This window comes from Bacillus sp. V3-13 (assembly GCF_002860165.1).
Taxonomy (GTDB): Bacteria; Bacillota; Bacilli; order Bacillales; family Cytobacillaceae; genus Bacillus_BJ.
Map to the genome: position 1 here is coordinate 43,601 of NZ_PGUZ01000005.1, position 21,888 is coordinate 65,488.

The following is a 21,888-nucleotide window of genomic DNA, read 5'->3' on the forward strand; positions in this document are numbered from 1 at the left end:
TCGCGGATAAAATGTTAACGCCAACCAGATTAAGGGCCTGAAATCGACTTTCTTTCCGATGGTTTAAGAGAATCTCACTTATGGCAGCTCAACTTTATAAAGCTTATCATCATCTTCATCCGGAGTACCCCGTCCGTCGGTATTATTGCTGACGAAGTATAAAGTAGTTCCGTCCATAAATACATCACGGATGCGCCCGAGTCCTGAAATGAATTCACTGGTCGTATTTTGTTCGAGGTCAAACTGGCGGACTGCATTGCCACGCAATGTCGCGACAAAAAGTCTGCCTTTATAAAAAGCGATTCCCGATGGGGCCCATGTATCGTTTCCGGACTGGAATAGCGGTGTTTCCATGTCAGGCTCTGTTTCATCCCCGACAATTTCTGGCCAGCCATAATTTAAGCCAGCTTCAATCCTGTTAATTTCATCATGTGCAGATGGCCCATGTTCACTTGCATATAACGTGCCCGCTTCGCTCCATGCCAACCCCTGAGGATTCCGGTGGCCATAGCTATAAACATATGAACCGGAAAACGGATTGTCATTAGGAACCGACCCATCAAGGTTAATGCGCAAAATTTTTCCGCCCAATGACTCAAGATCCTGGGCGATTTCCGGTTGTGTTGCATCGCCCGTGGTCGCGTACAGCTTGCCGTCCGGGCCGATTTTCAAGCGCCCGCCATGATGGTATTGGCCGCTCGGAATTTTGTCGAGCAGTACTTTTTGTTCCGACCATTGATCATCTGTGAGCACAAGCTCGATAATCCTGTTAAACTGCCCGCTTTCATCCTCATACGTATAGTAAGCAAATGCCCGGTTGGTTTCCTTGAAATCCGGAGCAAGGACAAAGCCAAGCAATCCAGCTTCAGACGCGGTTGCCAATGGTTTGGCAAGCTTTACTGGCTGCCTGTTTTTCTCGCCATTTTTGATTTGAACAATACTGCCTGTCCGTTCGCTTATATAAAAAGTATCTTCGCTTTTCGCGATCGACCACGGTATGTCGAGCTGATCAGCAATGATTTCCGGCTCCGTTACTTTTCCAGCTGTCTCTGCTTCTTGTGGAGCGGCCGGCTGTTCTCTTCCGTACTCATTATTTGAACACCCGAAAAGCATGAAAACCGACAATAATAATAAAAGAAACAGACTTTTTTTCATCGCATCTCCCTCGCACACTTAATAAATTCGTAAAATCAATAACGGACTCCGGCTGTGTTCAAGGCTTCCAAAATGGCTTTTCCAACACCGCTTTCTTCATTTGTTAATGTAACAAAATCACACTGTGCCTTAATAATGTCATCCGCATTTCCCATTGCCACTGAACGACCGACCCTTTTAAACATGGAAAGGTCATTGTAATTGTCACCAATCGCCATCGTCTCTGCTAATGATATTCCTTTATTGCTTGTAAACGCCTCGAGTGCAATTCCTTTTTGGGCTTTTTCATTTGTAATTTCAAGGTTTTCATGACCTGATGAACTGACTGCCAGTCCTTCCACATGTTCCAATGACTCCTTCGCCGCGGCGAGATGGTCAATATCATAGGAAAAAGCAAGCAGCTTGTAGATTTCGTACTGGTCACCGTTAAACAATTTGTCATAATGATCGACTATGTTGACAAAGCCCTTCGTTAAGCGCTGCCGGGCTACCTTGATCACTTCTTCCACGTCCGCCTCCGGATTTGCGCTCATAAAAATATCGACCAGGACAGAGACGCCTTTTTCGCTGTCACTCGTGTATGTACCTTTGTTTGTGTATACTTCAAAATACACATTGTTTTCCATCAATCTAACTGCCGCCTCTTTCGCCTTTTCTTTCTCAAGCGGGCTGGAGGCAACAATAGCTCCGTCTGCCGAGCGCACTTCCGCCCCATTGACGCAAATAACCGGACATTGAATCTCATTGTCATCTAAAACATACCTTGCTTCCTGATAGGACCTGCCGGTTGCAATGACTACTTCCACACCCATTTTCTGTGCCTTTTTGATAGCTTCTTCATTTTCTTTTGTAATTTGGTGGGAGCTTGTTAGTAATGTTCCATCCATATCGATCGCAATGCATTTAATCATTTTTACACCTTCTCTTGTTTTTTCAACCTATTTTGTTATTTTATCACGATTCCAATCGTTGATGCTTATCTTAAAACCTTGTTTATGTAAAATCACTCAAAAAAGAGGCAGAGCTTGGTTTCTGCCTCTTTTTTGCTGAAAAATCGGCTTAAACACGCAGGACTGGATTAGCCATTTCCTCCTGATGCTCAGCCTGGCGCAGAAAATCCGCCTGTATCTTTTCTGCAAAATCATCGACGACCGAAAAATCGACTGCTTTCACATAAATCTTCTCCAATTGATCATTGAGTTGCTTTGCCCTTGCCAAATGGGAGGCAGCTGTTGACATCCTCTCTTTATAGCGTTTAGCAACCCGTTCAATTTCATCGGCAAAAATTTCATCCGTTCCCGGAGCAATGACCGCTTTATACATATCAATAATTTCATCACCGTCACGGCTTGGAAAATATTCATGCGGAGCGGTGCTGTCAAAGATGCTAATCCCAATCTCCCTGATGATCACCATGTCCAGGCTTTCCGGATCGAACCCGCAATGATAAACCTCCACATCGAAGCCTCTTTCCTCCGCCTGTGCTGCGAGCTTCTTTAACATCGTTGATTTTCCGGAACCCGGGCGCCCTTTAATAAAATATCGTTTTGGGATGTCCTCTGTTAAGTTTTGAATATAATCAACCGGCCCTTTCGGAGTCGCCGCCCCTAAAAAGCGGTGCTTTACGGTAGACTTTTTATTTAAAACGATCGTGCCAAAAAACATGTCAATCAACCGGCTAGTAAGGTTGTTTGCCTTCTCAAAGTCGATATTGTTCATATAGATTTTTTCCCATTCGTCATGGATTCTTAATGCTTCGGCATAGGTGGAATAAGCTTCGGCAAAAGCATGCGAAATTTCTCTGGATAGCTTTACGATCTCCTGCTTGCTTTCAAGGAGAAGCCGGGAATCCCAGGCGTCACCCAAATTAACATAATCTTCAACGGCACCTGGCGTTTTCGGTTCAATCACATGTGGTGCTGTCCCGTCAACGATGCCCGCTTTCAAAGCCGGAATAATCACGCCGTCAATCGATTCATTGTCGGAAGCGCAATGGAGATACTCGACGTTATACCCTTTTTCCAGCCATTGCCTTGCTATTTTTTTCATAAGCGTTGATTTCCCAGTGCCGGGACCGCCTTTTAATATAAACAATCGTGTTAAATCTTTTAAATTGGAATCATATAAACTATAAAATCCCCGTGCTGTATTTCCGCCGGCAAAATAATGAAGGATCTTTCCAGCCATCTTAGACACTCCCTTTAATAAAATCGTGCACCTGCTTCTCTTTCATCAAGATATGCAGATTAAGTTAATTGGGTGAATGCCTATAAAAATATGCCGAAACTTCTTAATCTGCCTGCTTGATTAAGTCTGCTAATACGGCATCTGTTGCCTCGACCAGGTTTTCAACGGTCAGCTCCATTTGAACGCCTATTTTCCCTCCGCTCACGACAATCGTTTTAAGCTGCCCGGCCCGCCTATCTATAAACGTTGGATACTGTTTTTTCATTCCAACCGGAGAACAGCCGCCCCGGATATAACCTGTATACTTTTGAATATCCTTGACCGCGATCATTTCAATTTTCTTTTCTCCTGCTGCTTTTGCCGCTTTTTTCAGGTCGAGTTCTTCTGCTACAGGGATCACAAAGATGTTAATATTTTTATTTGCACTTTGCGCCACTAAAGTTTTATAGACTTGGCCGGGAGATTTGTTGATCTTTTCCGCAACGGAAATGCCATCTATCTTTCCGTCGATACGATCGTAGCTGATCAGCTCATAGCCGATGTTTTTCGCATCAAGAATCCGCATTGCATTTGTTTTTGTTTTAGCCATCAAATTCTCCCCCGTATACTTTTCCCTATATATTAACTTATTTTTTTCTGCTAAAAAAACCAATCCACTTGAGAAGCCGGATATGCTGTTTCGGATGAATAACTTTTCACTCTAAGGGTAATAGTTTGAAAAGAAACCCTGGCCATTTTAGGACTATAATCGAGTTTTTTACAAGGAGGGTAAGTGCATGACAGACCATGTCAATTCGCCGGGAAGGATGCCGCAATTCCCTGAGCCTTATTGGAGGGATTCAGCGGAGCTTCCGTCGTTTGAAAGATTAACAGAAGATATTGAGACAGATACGGTTATTATTGGAGGCGGAATTACCGGGGTAACGGCTGCCTATTTGCTTGCAAAAGAAGGGGCTAAGGTTGTCTTATTGGATGCGGGAAATATATTAAACGGGACAACCGGCCATACGACGGCTAAAATTACCGCACAACATCGACTCATTTATGAAGAGCTGATCAGCCATTTTGGTGAGGATACGGCCAGGCTCTATTATGAAGCAAACAATGAGGCTCTTCAATTTATTAAAAATACGGTAAATAAGCACAACATCGACTGCGATTTTAGTGAAGAGGATGCGTACGTCTATACCAATTCCAGCGAATATATTCAAAAATTGATTAACGAATATAAAGCGTATGAAAAGCTTGGTATTAACGGGGAGTATTTAGCCGAAATTCCGATTCCGGTGGAAATGAAGGCAGCGATTGTCATGAAAAATCAGGCTCAATTCCACCCTTTAAAATATTTAACGAACCTTGTCGATGAAATCGTTAAAGACGGCGGCAAAATTTATGAAAATACAACCGCGGAGCATATTGAGAAAGGGAAACATCCTGTCGTTATCACCCGCGATGGCAATCGCCTTACCTGCAGCAATGTGATCATCAGCTCACACTTCCCTTTTTATGATAAAACCGGCGGCTATTTTGCAAGAATGTATGCCGAACGCTCATATGTCCTCGCAGTTAAGCCTGAAAAGCCTTATCCGGGTGGAATGTTTATCAGCGCTGAGCAGCCAACCCGTTCACTGCGCTCAGCTTCAATTAATGGCGAACAGCTGATTCTCGTCGGTGGTGACGGCCATGTCACCGGTCATGGCATAAATATGTTTCAGCATTACGAAGCGCTTGAGGATTTTGCAGAAACAACATTTGGCATAAAGGAAATCCCATATAGATGGTCTACCCAGGATTTAAGCACCCTCGACAAAATCCCTTATATCGGGAATATCACGGATAATAATCCGAATATTCTCGTAGCAACCGGGTTCCGTAAATGGGGGATGACAAACGGAACGATTGCGGCATTGCTGCTGTGCGACTTAATTGCCGGCAGAAAAAATAAATACGAACAGCTTTTCACCCCATCGAGATTTAACACGGACCCGAGTTTAAAAAAACTAATTTCACAAAATGCCGAGGTTGCAAAATCATTTATCGGAGGCAAGCTCGACCATCCGGATAGAAAACCTGCCGAACTCAACCAGGATGAGGGCGCTGTTGTCACTATCAATGGGAAAAGAACTGGAGCCTATAAGGATAAAGATGGCGAAATTTACCTGATCGATACAACATGTACCCACATGGGCTGTGAACTCGAATGGAACAATGGGGAACGGACATGGGACTGCCCTTGCCATGGCTCCAGATTTAGCTACAAAGGTGATGTTGTTGAAGGCCCGGCGGTAAAACCGTTGAAAAGAGTAGAATCCTCTTAAAGTTTTGAAGACCTCTCCTCGCTGGAGAGGTTTTTTTTATGCGTTATTTAGGAAAAAAGTTTTATTAATCCTGTTTAAAAGCAAATTAAACTGGGTATATAGTAATGATTATTGTATATTTCGAAAAATTTAACAGAACCAGGTGCTCATTATGGCTCTTAGACAAAAATTGATTCTGCTCATGATTTGTTCCACTTTAATCGGACTTGCTTTTTTATATTTTGCAGCCCAGTCCTACATCATTGAAAGTTTTGCCGACATTGAAGATAAAAACATGAGGTTGAATATGAAGCGGGTGCTCAATGCTCTCGCAGATGATTTAACGGAGTTGGACAGCAAGGTGACAAGCTATGCCGCCTCGGATGATGTTTACAATTTTATGTACAGCAACGAACTATCCGAAATCGAGGCGAATATGGGCGATGACATGTTCAATGTTAACCGTTTGAATTTTTTGATGATCATCAACACTGACGGGGAAGTCGTTTATGAAAAAGGTTTTAACTTGCAAACATCAAGAAGCAAGAGCATTCCTGACAACTTAAAAAACAGCATAAATCATGATCCTTTTCTTACGGCACATCGAAACGAAAAAGACATTCACTCGGGCATTATGATGCACCCTGAAGGGCCTATATTGGTTGCAGCGCATCCGATTGTGGGCAGCAGCTTTTCCGGGCCAGTCGCGGGCTCGCTGGTAGCGGGAAGATTTATCGACTCTGCCAAGATAAATAACTTGTCTGAAGCAACCCTTTCCTCACTGGAAGTGATCCCGTACCAACGCACTCTTTTACCTGAAGGAACTGATGTAAAAGCACCGGATTCCTTAAAAGCAGCGGCGATTTGGACTGAACTTATCGACAAGGAAAATGCAGCTGCTTATGCGCTTGTTCATGATCTTGATGGAAAGCCGGCTGTTATTCTAAAAATAAACGAAAAGCGCGAAATTTTTATGCGTGGAAACAAAAGCTTGATGTACTTCTACATATTCATACTGCTGGCAGTAGTCTGCCTGATTATCTTTGTCATGTATATATTGGATAAACTGTTCCTAAAGAGGTGGGGCAAACTGATTCACCGCGTTATCACAATAAGGGAACGCCGGGATTTTTCAGCAAGAGCCGAAATTACCGGAAATGATGAGATTTCGAAATTGGAAAAAGAATTTAACGGAATGATGAATGCCCTGGAACAATCGCAGCAGGAAATTATGGCGCTGGCCTACCATGATAGTTTAACAATGCTCCCCAACCGCACCTTATTTTATGACAAGCTTAATGGTGAGCTTCAGGAAGCACAGGAGCAGCAAAAGCATGTCGGAATTTTGTTTATTGACCTGGATAATTTTAAAACTGTCAATGATACATATGGACATGAAATTGGCGATTTGCTTCTGCAAAAAGTGGCCGGGCTTCTAAAGGAAAGCATCCGTAAGCAAGACACCGTTTCCCGGCTTGGAGGCGATGAGTTTACCGTTCTGCTGCCAGGAGTTTCAAATCACGCTGAAATGGAAGAGGTCGCAAGAAGAATCCAGGAACGGCTCTCCGATCCGATTTTGATTGGCGGCAAACAATTATACGTAACAGCAAGCATCGGGGCAAGCCTGTATCCCGATGATGGCGAGGATTCGGAAACATTGATCCGCAATGCCGACCGTGCAATGTTCCAAGTTAAAAGGATCGGCAAAAACAATTATACGCCGTACAAAAATGACATCGATAGCTAAAAGGTGCAGGAGATCCTTCCTGCACCTTTTTACAGATTAATTGTGTTGCCAAGACTTCACATCAAGCTTTTGTGGATCCAGATGGCGGAATGGGAACCGTCCCCCATTGCAATCGTGACCTGTTCAGAGTGGGCAGCAACATCACCTGCTGCCCAAACATTTTGAACATTGGTCATTTTCGTTCTCGGATCAATCGGAATATGACGGTTTTCCAATGTTTTAACGCCGAGCTGCTTTGCGAGACCTGATTTGACTTCATTGCCGCCAAAAGCGATAAAACCGCGACTGCCAAGGAGTTTTTCTCCATTCTTCAAAACAGCCCCTTGAAAGTTCTCACCATCAACGATAATGTTGTCAATCGGCTCCTCGATATATCGAATCGAATGGTCCTTTAATTTTTGGAGAAGTTCGGCATCTACCGGCTGTTGTTCATGGTTAATAAAGGTGAGCTTGTTCGTCCAATAAAGGAGAGTCAAGGCCATATTGGCGCCGGGATTTCCCGATCCCAACACAACTGTTTCTTGATCTTTGACCTCATATCCATCGCAATCGGGACAAATATATACACTCATGCCGAGGCACGGGTAAATCTCCGGGAAGCCGGGAATGCGATCCATTACCCCTGTAGCAAGCAGCAGCCGTTTTCCCGTAAAGCTTTCCCCCGTATCGGCCTTAATGATGAATTCATCTTCGTTTATAGCTTCAGCTTGTTCTGCTTTACCAGTGAAAAACTCAACGCCGTATTGTTCAGCCTGTTTTCGGCCTATTTTTCTCAGTTCTTCGCCGCTAATACCATCGGGATAGCCCAGGACATTATGATAGCCCTTGCATATAGTTGATCTGCCGTCATTTGCATCGATGACAAGAACTCTGTGTTTGTATCTGCCTAACTGGATAGCCGCTTGTAAGCCTGCTATTCCGCCTCCTATAATAATACAGTCGTACATGATTTGAGCGTCTCCTTCCGATCTGAAAATTCCAGCTTCCGCCTGCGGGAACAATCTGCGTCATCAAACTGCTATCTAAAATTCTCTCTATTTCATACTTCCCTAAAAACTACTGCTTAACCTTTTTGAAAAGATAAAAAGATCGAAGGAAACCCCCTCGATCTTCGCAGGTAATGTTAATTTGATAAATCCTGACTCTCCTTTGATGTCCCCAGACCCGGTCCGCGCTGTAAAAATTTCTGGTATATAAATATGGCAACCATTAACACAGCGCCCATAATTGAGGAAACAAGCTCTGGAACAACCAATAAAACCCCGGCTATGACCAAAACTGCCCGCAACCACATAGGCATCGGCTTCACCCAATAACCGATCATTCCGGCCCCGACGCCAATCATTCCAATGGTGGAGCTGATCATAATGAGCGTAGCCCCGACCCAATCCGTATCGATCAGCAGCATTTGCGGCGAGAAAACAAAGATATAGGGAATGATGAAAGCTGCAATCGCCAAGCGTGTTGATTCCAGACCCGTTTTCAACGGGTCGCTTTGGCCAATTCCCGAAGCAGCAAAGGCAGCCAGCGCTACAGGTGGAGTAATATCCGCTAAAATCCCAAAATAAAACACAAACATATGCGCCGCCAGGAGTGGAAAGCCGAGTTCAACGAGGACAGGTGCCGCAATGGTTGAGGTGATAACATAGTTCGCTGTTGTTGGAACGCCCATGCCGAGAATCAAGCTGGCAATCATCGTCATGATCAAGGTAATAAATACATGTCCACCGGCAAGATCAATCAGCCCGTTTGCAAATTTCAGACCGATTCCAGTTAGAACAATAACCCCCACGATCATGCCGGCCGCCGCACAAGCAACAGCTACGCCCAAGGCAGCCCTCGCCCCTGTTTCAAGCGCTTCAATCAGCCCTTTAATCGTCAAACGTTTTTCACCCTGCTGGATAAACCCCGTTGCAATTGCGATAAACAACCCGTACAATGCCGCCCGCATCGGACTCATCCCCGTGCTTAACAGATAAATGATTGAAACAATCGGAACCAGTAAATAAAGCTTTTTTAATACGTATTTAACAGACGGCAGTTCTTCTTTCGTTAAACCGCGCAGTCCCAATCTTTTCGCTTCATAATGCGTCATGATCCAAATGCCGACAAAATACAGAATTGCCGGTATTGCGGCTGCTTTCACGATTTCCCAATAAGGAATGCCCGTAAATTCGGCCATCAAAAACGCGGCTGCTCCCATTACCGGAGGCATGATCTGTCCTCCGGTTGAGGATGTCGCTTCAACCCCGCCTGCAAATTCCTTGCGGTAACCAAGTTTTTTCATAAGCGGAATCGTAAATGCGCCTGATGTGACAACATTGGCCACTGAACTTCCGCTTATGGTCCCTTGCAGGGCACTTGAAAAAATCGTCACCTTGGCTGGACCGCCACTCGCCCGCCCAGCGATGACAAGGGCCAGATCGTTAAAATAATCTCCTACCCCAGTCTTATCGAGAATCGCCCCGAAGAGGACAAATAAGAAAATAAATGTAGCGGAAACGGCAAGCGGAGTGCCCAGGATCCCTTCCGTTGTAAAATACATATGCGTAAACAACCGCTCAAAGCTTATGCCGCCATGTCTTAAAAAAGAGGGGAAATACGGGCCAAACAAAGCAAACAAGAGAAATACGGAAACGATGATGGTGATCGGCAGGCCGACAACCCGCCTTGATCCTTCGAGAACGAGCAAGATAGCGAGCGCCCCGACAGTTAAATCAAGCGCAGTTGGCATCCCGATACGGCTCACCAGGTCATTATAAAATAACAGCCAGTATAATCCAACAAATATACCGATAAAAGCAAGTATCACATCGATAATCGGAATCTTTGTTTCACCAATTCTCTTTTTTGAAAATGGAAAGAGTAAAAAGATTAGGCCAAGGACAAACGCTAAATGAATCGAGCGCTGAAGCTGTGAGCTTAATCCGCCGATAAAGGCGGTGTATATATGAAATAATGAAAATGAGACAGCAAAAGCGGTAATGAGTTTGTTGACGATGCCGCTTAATCTTCTTGTACCGGCTTCCGGATCATATTCTGCGAGGAGATCCTGGAGATCCTTTTGCGAAAGAGTATTTTGTTCCTGTAAACCCTTATTCAAATTGAAACAACCTCCTTATCAATGATTGTATTGGACTCTCGTCTGTAACGGTGAATCGCAGAGAGGTGCCTGGTTCACTTAAATCTTTCAGAGGTATCGTTTCTCCCTTAAACAACAATGTATGGTTGGCAATAACCTGTCCAATCGAAAGATCAATAAACGGAACTTTCCGATTGATATTTTCAATGATAATTTTCCCGTTTTCCGTTCTCATTTTTTGTCCTTTTTCAATATCAAAAGGCAGCCCGGCCCCGAAGGATTCATATATGGTAGAATCAATAATTAATTCATCGCTTCCAACCCGGATCACTTCATCCACTTCTGTTTTTTCAACAGAATGAGTAAACCGAATCGTGAATAAATCACCTGTTGCAACAGGCTTGCTCCATAAAACTTTATTCGTTTCATTTGATGTGATGGTTAGGGCTGGGGATTGTTTCATATTCACTAACCAAAAAAGGAGCAGTAATGATATGGGGATTAAAAGATATTTCCTCATAAGATGTGTACAAGGGAGCTGACCAGCTCCCTTGTACTGTAGCCTCCTTACTTGCTAATACCCTTTTCTTTAAAGTACTTTTCTGCTCCAGGATGAACAGGAATCGTTAATCCTTCAAGTGCGGTATCGAGTTTAATTTCTTTCCCTTTGTCATGCTTGGCACCCAGAGTGTCAAGGTTCTCATAGATTGCTTTTGTCAGCTTATAAACAAAGTCTTCACTTAAATCGCTGTTAACGGTTAATGCCGCTAAAACAGCAACCGTCTTTGCATCCTCTTCCTGGCCATCATAAGATCCTTTTGGAACGACTTCATCGATAAAGAACGGATACTCCTCTTTAAGCTTTGAAATCACATCATCATCCAGGCTTACTACCCGGACTCCTTTTGTAACGGCAATGTCGGATACAGATGCGTTAGGGACTCCTGAAGTAACAAACATCGCATCAATCAGTCCGTCTTTAAAGCTGTCAGCTGAATCTGCATACGATTTTAATTCTTCTTCAATATCATCATATGATAAGCCTGCAGCTTTTAAAATCTGTTTACTATTCGCTTCGTTTCCGCTTCCTGGCGCACCGACCGAAACTTTCTTTCCTTTTAAGTCTTCTATCGAATTAATATCGCTGTCGGCTGCGACAACAAGCTGAATAATTTCAGGATATAATGTTGAAATGGCACTAATTCCGTTAAGCTTTTCTTTAAAGACTTCTGTCCCATTTACAGCATAATCGGCAATATCATTTTGTGTAAATGAAACCTGCACATCACCTTTGGAAAGCAGCTGCATATTCTCAACAGAAGCTCCAGTTACCTGGGCAGTCGCCGTAATATCGAGCTCACTTTCTAAAATCTCCGCGATTCCCCCACCCAATGGGTAATACACTCCACCTGTTCCTCCAGTCGCAATGGTGACCGCTGTTGGATCAGATTTGCCTTCTGAAGACGAAGATGGAGATGAATTCGATGAAGATGAAGATGAACAACCCGCCACGACTAGAACGAATACAGCCAATAACGAAAACAACCCTCTTTTCATCATTTCTTACTTCCCCCTTTTGTTGATTATTCTAAATTTTTCATCTATTATAGTTAATCATGGATAAGGTTTGGGTGTCAATTTTCAATACTAGAATAAGTTATTAGCAGGATGTTTTAGAAAAAAATCGAAGGGGTTACCTTCGATTTTTTACAATACTTTGCTTAAAAATGCTTTTGTTCGTTCATGCTGCGGATTTCCGAACAATTGATTCGGTTTGTTTTCCTCGACAATATAACCGCCATCCATGAAGATGACCCGGTCGCCGACTTCACGCGCGAATCCCATCTCGTGGGTGACGACAACCATGGTCATACCTTCTTTAGCCAGCTGCTTCATGACTTCGAGGACATCGCCGACCATTTCCGGATCGAGCGCTGATGTAGGTTCGTCAAAAAGCATGATTTTCGGATCCATCGCCAGAGCGCGGGCAATCGCAACACGCTGTTTTTGCCCTCCCGATAATTCTCCCGGATAACTGTCCGCCTTTTCGCGCAAGCCGACTTTATCAAGCAGCTCAAGTGCCCTTTTATTAGCCGTTTCTTTATCGACAGAACGTACTTTGGTTGGGGCGAGCGTAATATTTTCCAATACCGTTTTATGCGGGAACAGGTTGAATTGCTGAAAAACCATTCCCACTTCCTGCCTTACTTTATTAATGTCCAGTTTTGGATCGGTAATATCCTTGCCATCGACAACGACATGGCCGTCGGTTATATCCTCAAGGCGGTTCAGGCAGCGCAGGAATGTACTTTTCCCGGAACCAGAAGGGCCGATTACACAGACGACTTCCTTCTCCTTGATTTCCGCATTGATATCTTTTAACACTTCTAATGTCCCAAACGATTTTCGTAAATTTTTCACTTGGATGATGCTCATCGCAGCTCAAATCTCCTTTCAAGGAAATTGGCCAGTAATGTTAGCAGATAAATGATCACAAAATACATAACACCAACTGTAAGCCAAATATTAAATGCTTCGAACGTAGCTGAGGCTTGAATTTCCCCTTGTTGGGTCAGGTCAGCAATTCCGATAATGGAAAGAAGGGAGGTATCTTTTAAGCTGATAATTGATTGGTTTGTTATGGTAGGAAGCATTCTTCGAAACGCCTGGGGAAGAACAATATAGCGCATATTTTGAACACTTGTTAAGCCAAGCGATCTTGCTGCTTCAGATTGTCCCTTATCAATTGATTGGATGCCCGCCCTGATAATTTCAGCAAAATAAGCTCCAGCGTTAATTGCCACAGTAATAATCCCTGCCGTCGTGTTATCCAGCGTAATCCAATCAAACGAATTCAGGCCGAAGTAAATAAAAAACAACTGGACAATAAATGGCGTGCCGCGAATTGCATCGACAAATACGATGGCAATCCAATTCAACGGTTTTAACGGAGCCAACCGGAATAAAGCTATAACCAAACCGATGATAAAGCCTAAGATAATGGCAATCGCAAATATATAAAGAGTCACTTGAAGGCCTTCTACTAAATATGGAAAAACGGTAATAATCGTGTCCATCCATTCATCTCCTTTCAAAAAGAAGGCGCGCAGTCAGCGCGCCATGTTGTGTTCAAAAACGATCTATTCAGCAAGGTATTTGTTTACAATCTCATCATACTTGCCGTTTTCTTTAAGCTCTGCAAGACCCTTGTTGATTTTTTCCAACAGATCTTGATTTTCGCCTTTTAACACAGCAATTCCATATTTATCCCCATTTAAGCGGTCACCAACGATTTCCAATCCGAGATCGTCTTTGGCAATCGCATAGGCGATAACCGGATAATCTTCGATAAGCACGTCAGCATTGCCGTTTGCGACCTCCTGGAACATAGCCGGGCTGTCATTAAATTGAACCACTTCAAAGCCTTTATCTGCAGCATTATCTGTGGCAAATTTTGCACCAGTCGTTCCTTTTTTAACGGCTACTTTTTTGCCTTTCAAGTCGTCAACTGAAGTGATGTCTTTGTTGCCTTTCTTCACAACCAATGTGAGCCCGGCATCAAAATATGGCTCAGAGAAATCGACTACCTTTTTTCTTTCATCCGTGATGCTCATGCCGGCAATCGCAACATCGAGTTGATTTGCCTGCATCGCAGGGATGATTCCGCCAAAATCCATAGGCTTTAATTCTATTTTAAAACCTTGGCTTTCAGCAATCGCATTGATCAGGTCAATATCGATTCCTTTGTATTCTCCGCCTTCTTCAAACTCAAATGGAGGGTATGTTGTATCGATTCCAACCTTATAAACCTTTTCTTCCCCACTGCCTGATTCACCGCCTGAAGCCTTCTCTTCTGTCGAACCACAGGCTGCCAACAAAAGGGTAAGTACCAAAAATAAACTAAACAGTTTGAACTTTTTCATTTTAATCCCCCTCTAAAAAATGTTTTCTCTATAAAATTTAAGGCCAGCTAGTTATAAATATACCATTCCTATCATAATTTATAAACTTTAAAACACTTTATATATTTACCTTTGCTCCAAGTTTTTGGTTATTACTATACTATTCAAAAAGAAACCATTTCCTAAAATCTGTGTACCTTTGGATACATTTCCACGTTTGCCTTGTGCATCTAACTATTCCAGTTAAAGCTTTGGACATACCTTATTAAGGAGTTGGAATTTTATCCTTATTAGGAGGTGCAGGTAATGTCGATATCACGTTATTACAATATGTGTAACCGGGGAATTGGAAGAGCTGTGCAAATTAGAACACATGACGGCCGTGTTCATCGGGGAATTATCGAGCGGGTCACTCCATCGAGAGTATTTCTTCGACCGTTTGGAAGGGGCCGGAGCTATGGAGGATTTGGTTATGGCGGCTTCGGCTTCGGCTTTGCCGCGGGGATTGCTTTAGCAGCGATTGCCGCAATAATTTTTATTCCGTTTTTCTGGTGGTAAGCGAGGTCTGAAATCCCGATAAGCAAGGCGAAGAAACCTTCCCTGAGTTTCTTCGCCTTGGTTTTTTTATCAACTTATATACCAATCTTCAAGTTCCCTGCTCCACCAGGGCTGTTTATTACTGTGAAAAGCAACAAAGATGCGGGTTCTTTATACACCTTAATCCTGCGCTCATTGGCGGATGCAGAACGATATTTTCTTATTTTAATAGATTCTATCTTAATTTTGGATCCATTGTCCTAAATAAGCACTATATACCAGTCTCTTATTGACATTTTTCAACATAATCATACAATAGAATCAGGATTATAATAGGTTTTTTGTCGTAATTTGGTATACAAAAAAGAAATAGACTTACTTTAGCAGAGGTTATTTTTACCCCCTTTCACCATTCTTAATAGACAGGAATTTTGCTTTATATTAATGGAGGAGTTGAAGTTATGAGCAAGGATACAAAAAATAAATCAATGGGTTGGTTTAAAGGAGTCCTTTCCGGTCAAAACGAAATAGAATCAGGCCATAAAGAGGTGGAAGCTCCACCCGAAACAGTGGAGATGCTGATTGATAATGCCGAAAAAATTGAGTCAATCGATAGCCCTGTCAATAAGCAGTTTTTCCAAAAAGACAATCAGGATAAAGTTTCCCTGGATTTGATTGTTTCAGTCGAAAATATGCTGAAGGACCGGCAATTAATTCTTTATAAAAAGAAAGGCCTGGAGGAGCAATTATATAATGCTAATGAAATGATTCGCCGCCTAAAGCATGATGACGTAAAAAAAGAGCAGCTTTTGCAGGAAAAAAACAAGGAAATTAGTGTTCTTGAAGGTAAACTCACCAATAAACAAATGAGCTATGATCAGCTTCTCGAAGATTACAAAGACTATCAAACTACTTCAAATAATGAGTTTGAAAAAATGACAAACCAATTGGAAAAAGAAATGATTAAATACGCGAAGCTCAGTGAAGAATCGACCAACACTCAATATCAAAACATGTTAAAAATCAAAGAGCTTGAAGAGCGGGTCAGGAATCTGGAAGTAGAAAACCAGAATTACATGGAGCAATACGAAAGAATCGTTGAGGAAAAAACAGAGTTAATGCAGACGATTAATGATTTCACAGAACGGATGTCGATCTCTTTTTCGGCAAAGACTGCGGCTTCTTCTACTCCATCCGAGTAATCCGGCAGCAATATAAATACTCATGATTGGAGCAAAGGGGGCAGCCATGTCAGTCTATCAGGAAAGACTGCTTGAATTATCATCCATCGAGCGGGCGTTTGATAAATCATTTTTTCATATAAAATTGACATTTGAGCAGGAAGTCGAACTACTGTGGGAAGTAGATGATGATACTGCCGGGAGTTTGAAAGCAATTGCTGCTTTCGAACCTAACTATAAATATAGATTATCGTTACAGAGTTTTTGGGATGCATCGAGACAACAAAATATAAGTTTTTTAACAAAAACATATCGTGATCACAGTGATCGGTTGCCATTTTCTTGTTCGAAAGAGTATGTGAACGCCTTAGAATCTATTAAACAAATACAGCAAATAAGCAAAATTCAAGCTTTACCATTCTTATCTATGAATATGCCGTTTAATGGTTTAAATCAACAACAGCCAGAGGTAACATCCCGCCGTGATAACCATAAGCTCGGTTGGATGGCTGTAGCCGTGATCAGTGTCATGTCGACGATTCTGTTAGGATATTCAGGCCATTCTTTTACAAGTGAGACAACGAGTTCCGAAAAAACAATGGTAAAAGTGGAAAATGTCGATAAAGAGGCCGTTGTGAAGCAGGAAGAAACAGAAGCTGCACCGTTCATTCCCCGGGAGGAAAACGATGTTGTCAATCAATCTGCTTTTCCTGTTATCGACCTAAATGAGGTTATATCCTACAGCATTCCGGAAGGGTCCGTTGCTCTTACTTTCGATGACGGCCCTTCTAAATATTCAGTGGAAATTGTAAATATTTTAAAGAAATATCAGATTGGCGGTACTTTCTTCTTTACGGGCCTGAATGTGAAAAAATATCCCGAATCCGTCCAGTATGCCAAGTCGAATGGTTACGCGATCGGCAGCCATTCTATGACCCATCCAAATTTCGCGAATCTCCCACCGGAAATGCAGGAAAGCGAATTACTGCAAGCCAACCAATTGATCGCAGAGGTTATCGGTGAAAAAATCGATCTCTTTAGACCTCCGTATGGTGCTAACAATGCAGCAACAATCGATTTAATGACTAAACACCAACAAAAAATGGTCCTATGGAATAAAGATACCGAAGATTGGAAAGGGCGCAGTTCAGAGGAAATCTTTCATTATGTACTGAGCTCCCAGGCATCCGGCTCTATCATTCTTCTCCACGAATCGCAATCGGTTATCGAAGCGTTGCCGCAGATTATTGAGTACTTGCAAGGGCAAGGGTTACAAATTGTCAGTTTAAATTAGCATTTGCTATTAAGCTGGCAAATGTTTTTTCATTTTCCCGGCTTTCGTATTCTATTGCTGGTTTAAATCATAATCTTAAACGGATAAGAGGCTTATAAAAAAAGCAGCTTGACAGAGAAAGAACCCCTTCATCAAGCTGCTTTTTTTATGTTTTTAGCTTACTTAAGGTGTTGCGAAAAGAGAATTTATTATAGGACAATAAAAACCCAAACTCTCTTATTGCCAGAAAAGTTTGGGTTTTGATTATAATTTACGATTATGTTGTTGTTTCAATTAACCTTAATAAGTAATCCAAAATGTCATACACAATCATTGCAGCGATTGTGTAAAGTACCATGAACCCAAGCAAATAAATGCGTTTTAATAAAAAATTATGATGATCAACCCGTTTCCCGGCCCAATAGGCTATGCCCATGAAAGTTATCGTAAATCCATTTATGATTTTCGCAAATCAATGATGATTTGGATTAGGTATGATACTCCATTCATACCACTCTATCATAATACGGCCTAATATAAGGATCGCACCAAAATACGCCGCTTGGGTGCCTAGTATAACTAGAATTGCAATGCGTACTAATTCTGTCATGAGGGCTCCTGTTTTTGAAAATAAGAAGAACGAATACTCTTTAATTAAGTTATTCTTTCAATTACCCTTAATAAGTAATCGAGAATGTCATACACAATCATCGCAGCAATGGCATAGATTAAAGCATAACCGAGCAAATAAATGCGTTTTAATAAAAAATTATGATGATCAACCCGTTTCCCGGCCCAATAAGCTATTCCCATAAATGTTGCCGTAAATCCATTAATAATTTTTGGAAACCAGTGATTATTTGGATTAGGGAGAATGCTCCATTCATACCATTCAATCATAGTACGACTTAATACAAGGATAGCTAAGAAATAACCGCCTTGAGTACATAATATAACCAGGATTGCAATGCGTACTAACTCTGTCATAATGACTCCTTTTTTGAACATAAAAAGAACAAATAATGTTTTATTATTATATTACTCTCTCTACTACTGTCAACAGATAATCGACAATATGATAGACAATCATAGCCGCCCCTATATAAAGAACAAAATATCCAAGTAAGAAAATACGCTTCATAATCCAATTCCGATTACTTACTTTTAAACCTGCCCGATAAGCAACCCCAAAAACAAGAGAGTACAAACATTAACAATCTTCTGGAAAGCATTTTTTGGGTTTTGAAAAGTACTCCATTCATACCAATCCATCATGGTTTTATATAACAGGAAAATACTAGCCATATAGGCTGCTTGTGATGTCAGCATAACTAAAATGGCGATCCGAATCAGCTCTGTCATAGTATTTCGTTCTTGATAACTTACTTACTGTTAGCGACAGAATTATATGCTTTGATTAATTGACTTGAAAAGGTTTGAACACCTTCCAGTATCTCCTGCCACTTTTCTTTATCTGCTAGCTGGATGTTAACTGGTTGTTCTTTTTCTTTTTCGTATTCTGTTAACCAAACACCCTTTCCAGCTTGAAAGAAAAAAACTAAGTTTTCCAAGGAAAGCTGACGTGACTCACCAATTGAAAATACCGATATATTCTCCATCTGATGGTTATGTGCCGTCAAATCATCTAGAAAAAATTCAAATGACTCCTTTTCATTTTGGTTTCCTTTGAAACTTTTCTCAACCTTTTTTTGCTTTTGGGGATTGCTTAAAAGGTCAAAAGATTTGTCTGTTAAATTAAAAGAAAGACGTTCTTTGTTTCCCTCCGGAAAAGAGAAAGAATAAAAGTCAGCCAAAGACCCAGGAATTTCACTTTCTTTCATAAAAGCAAACTCATGAATGATTTCATCATCAACAAAATGATATAGCCAAGTATCATCTTCTACGTAATGAAAAATTAATGCAGCTTTCTTTTTACCGTTTGTGGCACGTACCATATATTTGCTATTTGCATATATTTCAAGAAAAGACATGGTGTCTTCATTTATCGGATTCAATCCCAGCTGATGTTGTAGCTCATCCCATATCCCTTTCATCCTCAGTTGGTTCACGGTTGTTTTAAAAATGGCCTCTAGTTCGCTGGCTCCTTTGGGCTTGATGGAATTATGTATTAACTCTCTGGCTTCATCTGAGAAATCTGCTGAACTTAAAAGAATGGTTAGTTCTTCTGTAGTCATTGTTATTATATGATCCAATGAAAAGACCTCCCCCTATTTAAACCAGGAGCCAATAGATTTAAAGGTTTCTCCTGCCTTATCTTTTAAATTCGAACCAAACTTTACAGCAGCATCTACTGCGTCTCCCCCTACTTCTTTAATCTTATCACCATATCTGCTACTAAGCCCAGCACCAATCAAAGCGCCTACAGCACCCCCCACTACAATTCCAACCGGACCCCCAAAGCTTCCAATAGCTGCTCCAACTTTTGCACCCGCTGCAGTTGCCAAAAAGTCCACACCTACACCAGTTACCGCACGTCCAGCCTTATTCGCAACTGACTTATCAGCGTTAGCCGGGTCTGTAAACTCCTGTGTATTAGATATCACAGTAATTGCGTTCCCAACGATCGGAATACCCCTTGCAACCTTGCTCATTCCTTTTGCATCAGCCAGATTACTTGCCAAATCTTTCACACCGAATTTGGCCCGTTCGGAGGTAATTGTTAGCTGCTTTGCTAAAGTTTCTGCACCAGTTTTATTTTTAGCAAATCCAAAGGTATGCTTTAAAAAGCTGGACGGGTTTGGATATCCTTTTAAAAATTGGGCAACTTCTTTTAGTAATTTATTTTGTGGCAGGGGGCCACTTTGAAAATTGTGAACCATTTTCGCTAAACGACTTGCATATCCTGAAGAAGCTTTCCATGAATCTTTCGCTCTAACCGTAAAGGAATAATTACGCTTAAAGCGATCGATTAATGTCGGTTTTCCAATTGGATAATGGATTTCCAATTGCCTTGAAAGCAACGTATAATACGCGGCAAAAGCGAATCTTGACCCTACAAACAGGTTGTCGCCCCAGTCCATTTTTTCTTTAATTTCGCTAAAATAGTCCAATATTTTGTGGGCAATAGAAGTGTAGAGATTCCTGGACAATTCATCTCGTATTTCCGGAGATAAGAATTCTTCAGCCCTGACCAGCAAAGTAGAATGCAATTGCTCATACCACTCATGCTTATTTAAACTGCCGCTTTCATATCCGGCGAGGGAAAATCCCTTTGCATTAATAGCATTTGTGAGCTTTTCAATGTAATTCTTTAGAATGACTACATCTTTTTGAATGGTTGAAAGAGCCTGCAATTGTTGTTGATCAAATTCTTTCAGTTTTTCAGCTGTTTCCCTTCCTTTAGTTAATCCAGCTTGAATGCCATCAAGAACCTGTGTATCCTGTAAGGCTGGCAGATGGACAATGTCGGAAACCGTATTTGATTGTCGATTAATTTGATCTACTATTTCTGTGATATTGGAACGAAGTATTTGCAATGATGAGGTAAGTTCATGTTCTAAAAATGAGGTCTCAATATAAGCAGATCCAGATGAGTCGAAGCTGTTGCGCATGTTTTGATAATGATCCAAAAATGAAAGAATTTGCGTAACGGTTGCTTCGTAAAATAGCAATAACGGTTGATGACTTTCCCGGTAAAATAATTTAATGGCAGTTCCGCCGTCACCAGTTAATGCTTTGTCCAATGTCGAAAGACGAGTAACTTTATCATATACCAATTTCATATCTTGTTGTTGAGCAAGAAGATATTGACGTATGGAAGAAACCCAATTATCCAATTGCCGGGCATGCAATATTGTCATTTGCTTTCCCCTTTTCTTATGCCTGATGCTGCCTGTTGATCGGTTTCTCTGACTGATTCAATCAAAGAGGTTGTCTTATCAAGATTATCCGTTAAAATATTTTGGTAACTAATCATCGCTTTTGTTAATTCCTGCATTAAAGATTTCAGCTCTGAAAGGGAGGTTAACTGATTTCTCCCCTCATCCACATTGGGCAGATCCGTTTTTACCAATTGTATAGCGGACGTAGTTTGCGAGATTGCCCCTGTGACTTCTGAATATTCAATCCTAATTTCCTTACTCACGAGCTAACATTTCCTTTCTCTGACTCTCTAATCGAGAAAGTCTTGATCGTTGATTAGAAGCTTGAGATTCCAACGAACTAATTTCGTTCCTAATTTGTGAAATCTTATGATCTAAGGTTTGCTCCAGATTAGTATATTGATTGTTTACTAATTGATGAAAATTATTGACTATTGCTTCATTACGAATGTTTTCAAAATCCTCGGCATTACTACCCGACCAATTTTGAGGGTGAAGCTCCGGCCTTCTTGTTGAAGGTAAAAGACTTTGAAGCTCTCCATGAAGATTAAATAGCTGCCGTTCACAAGCCAATAAACGGTCCAATTGTTCCCTTTTTTGTTGAATATTTTGGCTTAGGTGGTTTAAAGAGGAGTGGACAGAGTAAATTTGTGAGGAAAGTTGCTCTATTCCCATCTTCAATTCC

21 protein-coding genes are annotated in these 21,888 nt (G+C 41.6%); 5 read left to right on the plus strand and 16 right to left on the minus strand.

What is annotated here, in order from left to right:
* Positions 1–78 precede the first annotated feature (78 nt).
* From CU633_RS02270 to ybaK, 4 genes are all read right to left on the minus strand, one after another.
* Positions 79–1,155, minus strand: a complete 1,077-nt coding sequence (locus tag CU633_RS02270; protein ID WP_101658110.1) for a PQQ-dependent sugar dehydrogenase — start codon at positions 1,153–1,155, stop codon at positions 79–81.
* A gap of 35 nt (positions 1,156–1,190) precedes the next feature.
* Positions 1,191–2,066 (minus strand): Cof-type HAD-IIB family hydrolase, encoded by an 876-nt coding sequence (locus CU633_RS02275; protein ID WP_101658111.1) that lies wholly within the window; start codon positions 2,064–2,066, stop codon positions 1,191–1,193.
* A 148-nt stretch (positions 2,067–2,214) separates the two neighbouring features.
* Positions 2,215–3,342, minus strand: coding sequence for a PRK06851 family protein (locus tag CU633_RS02280; protein WP_101658112.1), 1,128 nt, complete (start codon positions 3,340–3,342; stop codon positions 2,215–2,217).
* Between the two features lie 103 nt (positions 3,343–3,445).
* Positions 3,446–3,931 carry a Cys-tRNA(Pro) deacylase gene (gene ybaK, locus CU633_RS02285; RefSeq protein WP_101658113.1) on the minus strand — a complete coding sequence of 162 codons (486 nt, stop codon included), beginning with the start codon at positions 3,929–3,931 and terminating at the stop codon, positions 3,446–3,448.
* Positions 3,932–4,118: 187 nt separating this feature from the next.
* Here ybaK and CU633_RS02290 point away from each other — a divergent pair, with 187 nt between their 5' ends.
* Together CU633_RS02290 and CU633_RS02295 are read left to right on the plus strand one after the other, a co-directional pair.
* Positions 4,119–5,660, plus strand: a complete 1,542-nt coding sequence (locus tag CU633_RS02290; RefSeq protein ID WP_257958416.1) for an FAD-dependent oxidoreductase — start codon at positions 4,119–4,121, stop codon at positions 5,658–5,660.
* Positions 5,661–5,811: 151 nt separating this feature from the next.
* Positions 5,812–7,386 carry a sensor domain-containing diguanylate cyclase gene (locus CU633_RS02295; RefSeq protein WP_101658114.1) on the plus strand — a complete coding sequence of 525 codons (1,575 nt, stop codon included), beginning with the start codon at positions 5,812–5,814 and terminating at the stop codon, positions 7,384–7,386.
* Positions 7,387–7,442: 56 nt separating this feature from the next.
* Here CU633_RS02295 and CU633_RS02300 read toward each other — a convergent pair whose 3' ends face one another.
* From CU633_RS02300 to CU633_RS02330, 7 genes are all read right to left on the minus strand, one after another.
* On the minus strand, positions 7,443–8,336 hold the full coding sequence (locus CU633_RS02300; protein ID WP_101658169.1) for an NAD(P)/FAD-dependent oxidoreductase: 894 nt from the start codon (positions 8,334–8,336) through the stop codon (positions 7,443–7,445).
* 173 nt (positions 8,337–8,509) lie between these two features.
* On the minus strand, positions 8,510–10,489 hold the full coding sequence (locus tag CU633_RS02305) for a TRAP transporter permease (RefSeq protein ID WP_101658115.1): 1,980 nt from the start codon (positions 10,487–10,489) through the stop codon (positions 8,510–8,512).
* Complete coding sequence (locus tag CU633_RS02310) at positions 10,482–10,931, minus strand: DUF1850 domain-containing protein (RefSeq protein WP_180954827.1); 450 nt, start codon at positions 10,929–10,931, stop codon at positions 10,482–10,484. The genes CU633_RS02305 and CU633_RS02310 overlap by 8 nt, the downstream gene beginning before the upstream one ends.
* A 104-nt stretch (positions 10,932–11,035) precedes the next feature.
* Complete coding sequence (locus CU633_RS02315) at positions 11,036–12,028, minus strand: TAXI family TRAP transporter solute-binding subunit (RefSeq protein ID WP_257958417.1); 993 nt, start codon at positions 12,026–12,028, stop codon at positions 11,036–11,038.
* Between the two features lie 147 nt (positions 12,029–12,175).
* The gene (locus tag CU633_RS02320) at positions 12,176–12,904 is read right to left on the minus strand and encodes an amino acid ABC transporter ATP-binding protein (RefSeq protein ID WP_101658117.1); all 729 of its coding nucleotides are present in this window, start codon (positions 12,902–12,904) and stop codon (positions 12,176–12,178) included.
* Positions 12,901–13,545, minus strand: a complete 645-nt coding sequence (locus CU633_RS02325) for an amino acid ABC transporter permease (RefSeq protein WP_101658118.1) — start codon at positions 13,543–13,545, stop codon at positions 12,901–12,903. The genes CU633_RS02320 and CU633_RS02325 overlap by 4 nt, the downstream gene beginning before the upstream one ends.
* Positions 13,546–13,608: 63 nt before the next feature.
* Positions 13,609–14,391: a transporter substrate-binding domain-containing protein gene (locus CU633_RS02330; protein ID WP_101658119.1), complete on the minus strand. Its 783-nt coding sequence runs from the start codon at positions 14,389–14,391 to the stop codon at positions 13,609–13,611.
* A 285-nt stretch (positions 14,392–14,676) separates the two neighbouring features.
* On the opposite strand from CU633_RS02330, the gene CU633_RS02335 reads away from it, so the two are divergent.
* The 3 genes from CU633_RS02335 to CU633_RS02345 all read left to right on the plus strand — a co-directional run bounded on the left by CU633_RS02335 (position 14,677) and on the right by CU633_RS02345 (position 17,382).
* On the plus strand, positions 14,677–14,928 hold the full coding sequence (locus tag CU633_RS02335; protein ID WP_101658120.1) for a hypothetical protein: 252 nt from the start codon (positions 14,677–14,679) through the stop codon (positions 14,926–14,928).
* A 440-nt stretch (positions 14,929–15,368) separates the two neighbouring features.
* Positions 15,369–16,109 carry a hypothetical protein gene (locus CU633_RS02340; protein WP_101658121.1) on the plus strand — a complete coding sequence of 247 codons (741 nt, stop codon included), beginning with the start codon at positions 15,369–15,371 and terminating at the stop codon, positions 16,107–16,109.
* A gap of 46 nt (positions 16,110–16,155) precedes the next feature.
* Complete coding sequence (locus tag CU633_RS02345) at positions 16,156–17,382, plus strand: polysaccharide deacetylase family protein (protein WP_180954828.1); 1,227 nt, start codon at positions 16,156–16,158, stop codon at positions 17,380–17,382.
* Positions 17,383–18,015: 633 nt separating this feature from the next.
* Here CU633_RS02345 and CU633_RS02350 read toward each other — a convergent pair.
* The 5 genes from CU633_RS02350 to CU633_RS02375 form a co-directional block, all read right to left on the minus strand.
* Positions 18,016–18,348, minus strand: coding sequence for a hypothetical protein (locus CU633_RS02350; RefSeq protein WP_101658123.1), 333 nt, complete (start codon positions 18,346–18,348; stop codon positions 18,016–18,018).
* A 395-nt stretch (positions 18,349–18,743) separates the two neighbouring features.
* Positions 18,744–19,574, minus strand: a complete 831-nt coding sequence (locus CU633_RS02360; RefSeq protein ID WP_101658124.1) for a hypothetical protein — start codon at positions 19,572–19,574, stop codon at positions 18,744–18,746.
* A 15-nt stretch (positions 19,575–19,589) separates the two neighbouring features.
* Entirely contained in the window at positions 19,590–21,182 is a 1,593-nt protein-coding gene (locus CU633_RS02365) for an LXG domain-containing protein (protein WP_101658125.1), read from the minus strand.
* Positions 21,179–21,466 (minus strand): DUF5344 family protein, encoded by a 288-nt coding sequence (locus tag CU633_RS02370; RefSeq protein WP_101658126.1) that lies wholly within the window; start codon positions 21,464–21,466, stop codon positions 21,179–21,181. The genes CU633_RS02365 and CU633_RS02370 overlap by 4 nt, the downstream gene beginning before the upstream one ends.
* Positions 21,459–21,878, minus strand: a complete 420-nt coding sequence (locus CU633_RS02375; RefSeq protein ID WP_101658127.1) for a YwqH-like family protein — start codon at positions 21,876–21,878, stop codon at positions 21,459–21,461. Before CU633_RS02375 ends, CU633_RS02370 begins: the two co-directional genes overlap by 8 nt.
* Positions 21,879–21,888 lie beyond the last annotated feature (10 nt).

Bases quoted from the DNA above. Each gene is read 5' to 3' on its own strand.
- CU633_RS02325 (WP_101658118.1), bottom strand. From the start codon at position 13,545: ATGGACACGATTATTACCGTTTTTCCATATTTAGTAGAAGGCCTTCAA.
- CU633_RS02270 (WP_101658110.1), bottom strand. From the start codon at position 1,155: ATGAAAAAAAGTCTGTTTCTTTTATTATTATTGTCGGTTTTCATGCTT.
- CU633_RS02280 (WP_101658112.1), bottom strand. From the start codon at position 3,342: ATGGCTGGAAAGATCCTTCATTATTTTGCCGGCGGAAATACAGCACGG.
- CU633_RS02335 (WP_101658120.1), top strand. From the start codon at position 14,677: ATGTCGATATCACGTTATTACAATATGTGTAACCGGGGAATTGGAAGA.
- CU633_RS02295 (WP_101658114.1), top strand. From the start codon at position 5,812: ATGGCTCTTAGACAAAAATTGATTCTGCTCATGATTTGTTCCACTTTA.
- CU633_RS02375 (WP_101658127.1), bottom strand. From the start codon at position 21,878: ATGGGAATAGAGCAACTTTCCTCACAAATTTACTCTGTCCACTCCTCT.
- ybaK (WP_101658113.1), bottom strand. From the start codon at position 3,931: ATGGCTAAAACAAAAACAAATGCAATGCGGATTCTTGATGCGAAAAAC.
- CU633_RS02275 (WP_101658111.1), bottom strand. From the start codon at position 2,066: ATGATTAAATGCATTGCGATCGATATGGATGGAACATTACTAACAAGC.
- CU633_RS02290 (WP_257958416.1), top strand. From the start codon at position 4,119: ATGACAGACCATGTCAATTCGCCGGGAAGGATGCCGCAATTCCCTGAG.
- CU633_RS02350 (WP_101658123.1), bottom strand. From the start codon at position 18,348: ATGACAGAGTTAGTACGCATTGCAATCCTGGTTATATTATGTACTCAA.
- CU633_RS02310 (WP_180954827.1), bottom strand. From the start codon at position 10,931: ATGAAACAATCCCCAGCCCTAACCATCACATCAAATGAAACGAATAAA.
- CU633_RS02340 (WP_101658121.1), top strand. From the start codon at position 15,369: ATGAGCAAGGATACAAAAAATAAATCAATGGGTTGGTTTAAAGGAGTC.
- CU633_RS02320 (WP_101658117.1), bottom strand. From the start codon at position 12,904: ATGAGCATCATCCAAGTGAAAAATTTACGAAAATCGTTTGGGACATTA.
- CU633_RS02315 (WP_257958417.1), bottom strand. From the start codon at position 12,028: ATGATGAAAAGAGGGTTGTTTTCGTTATTGGCTGTATTCGTTCTAGTC.
- CU633_RS02330 (WP_101658119.1), bottom strand. From the start codon at position 14,391: ATGAAAAAGTTCAAACTGTTTAGTTTATTTTTGGTACTTACCCTTTTG.
- CU633_RS02365 (WP_101658125.1), bottom strand. From the start codon at position 21,182: ATGACAATATTGCATGCCCGGCAATTGGATAATTGGGTTTCTTCCATA.
- CU633_RS02345 (WP_180954828.1), top strand. From the start codon at position 16,156: ATGTCAGTCTATCAGGAAAGACTGCTTGAATTATCATCCATCGAGCGG.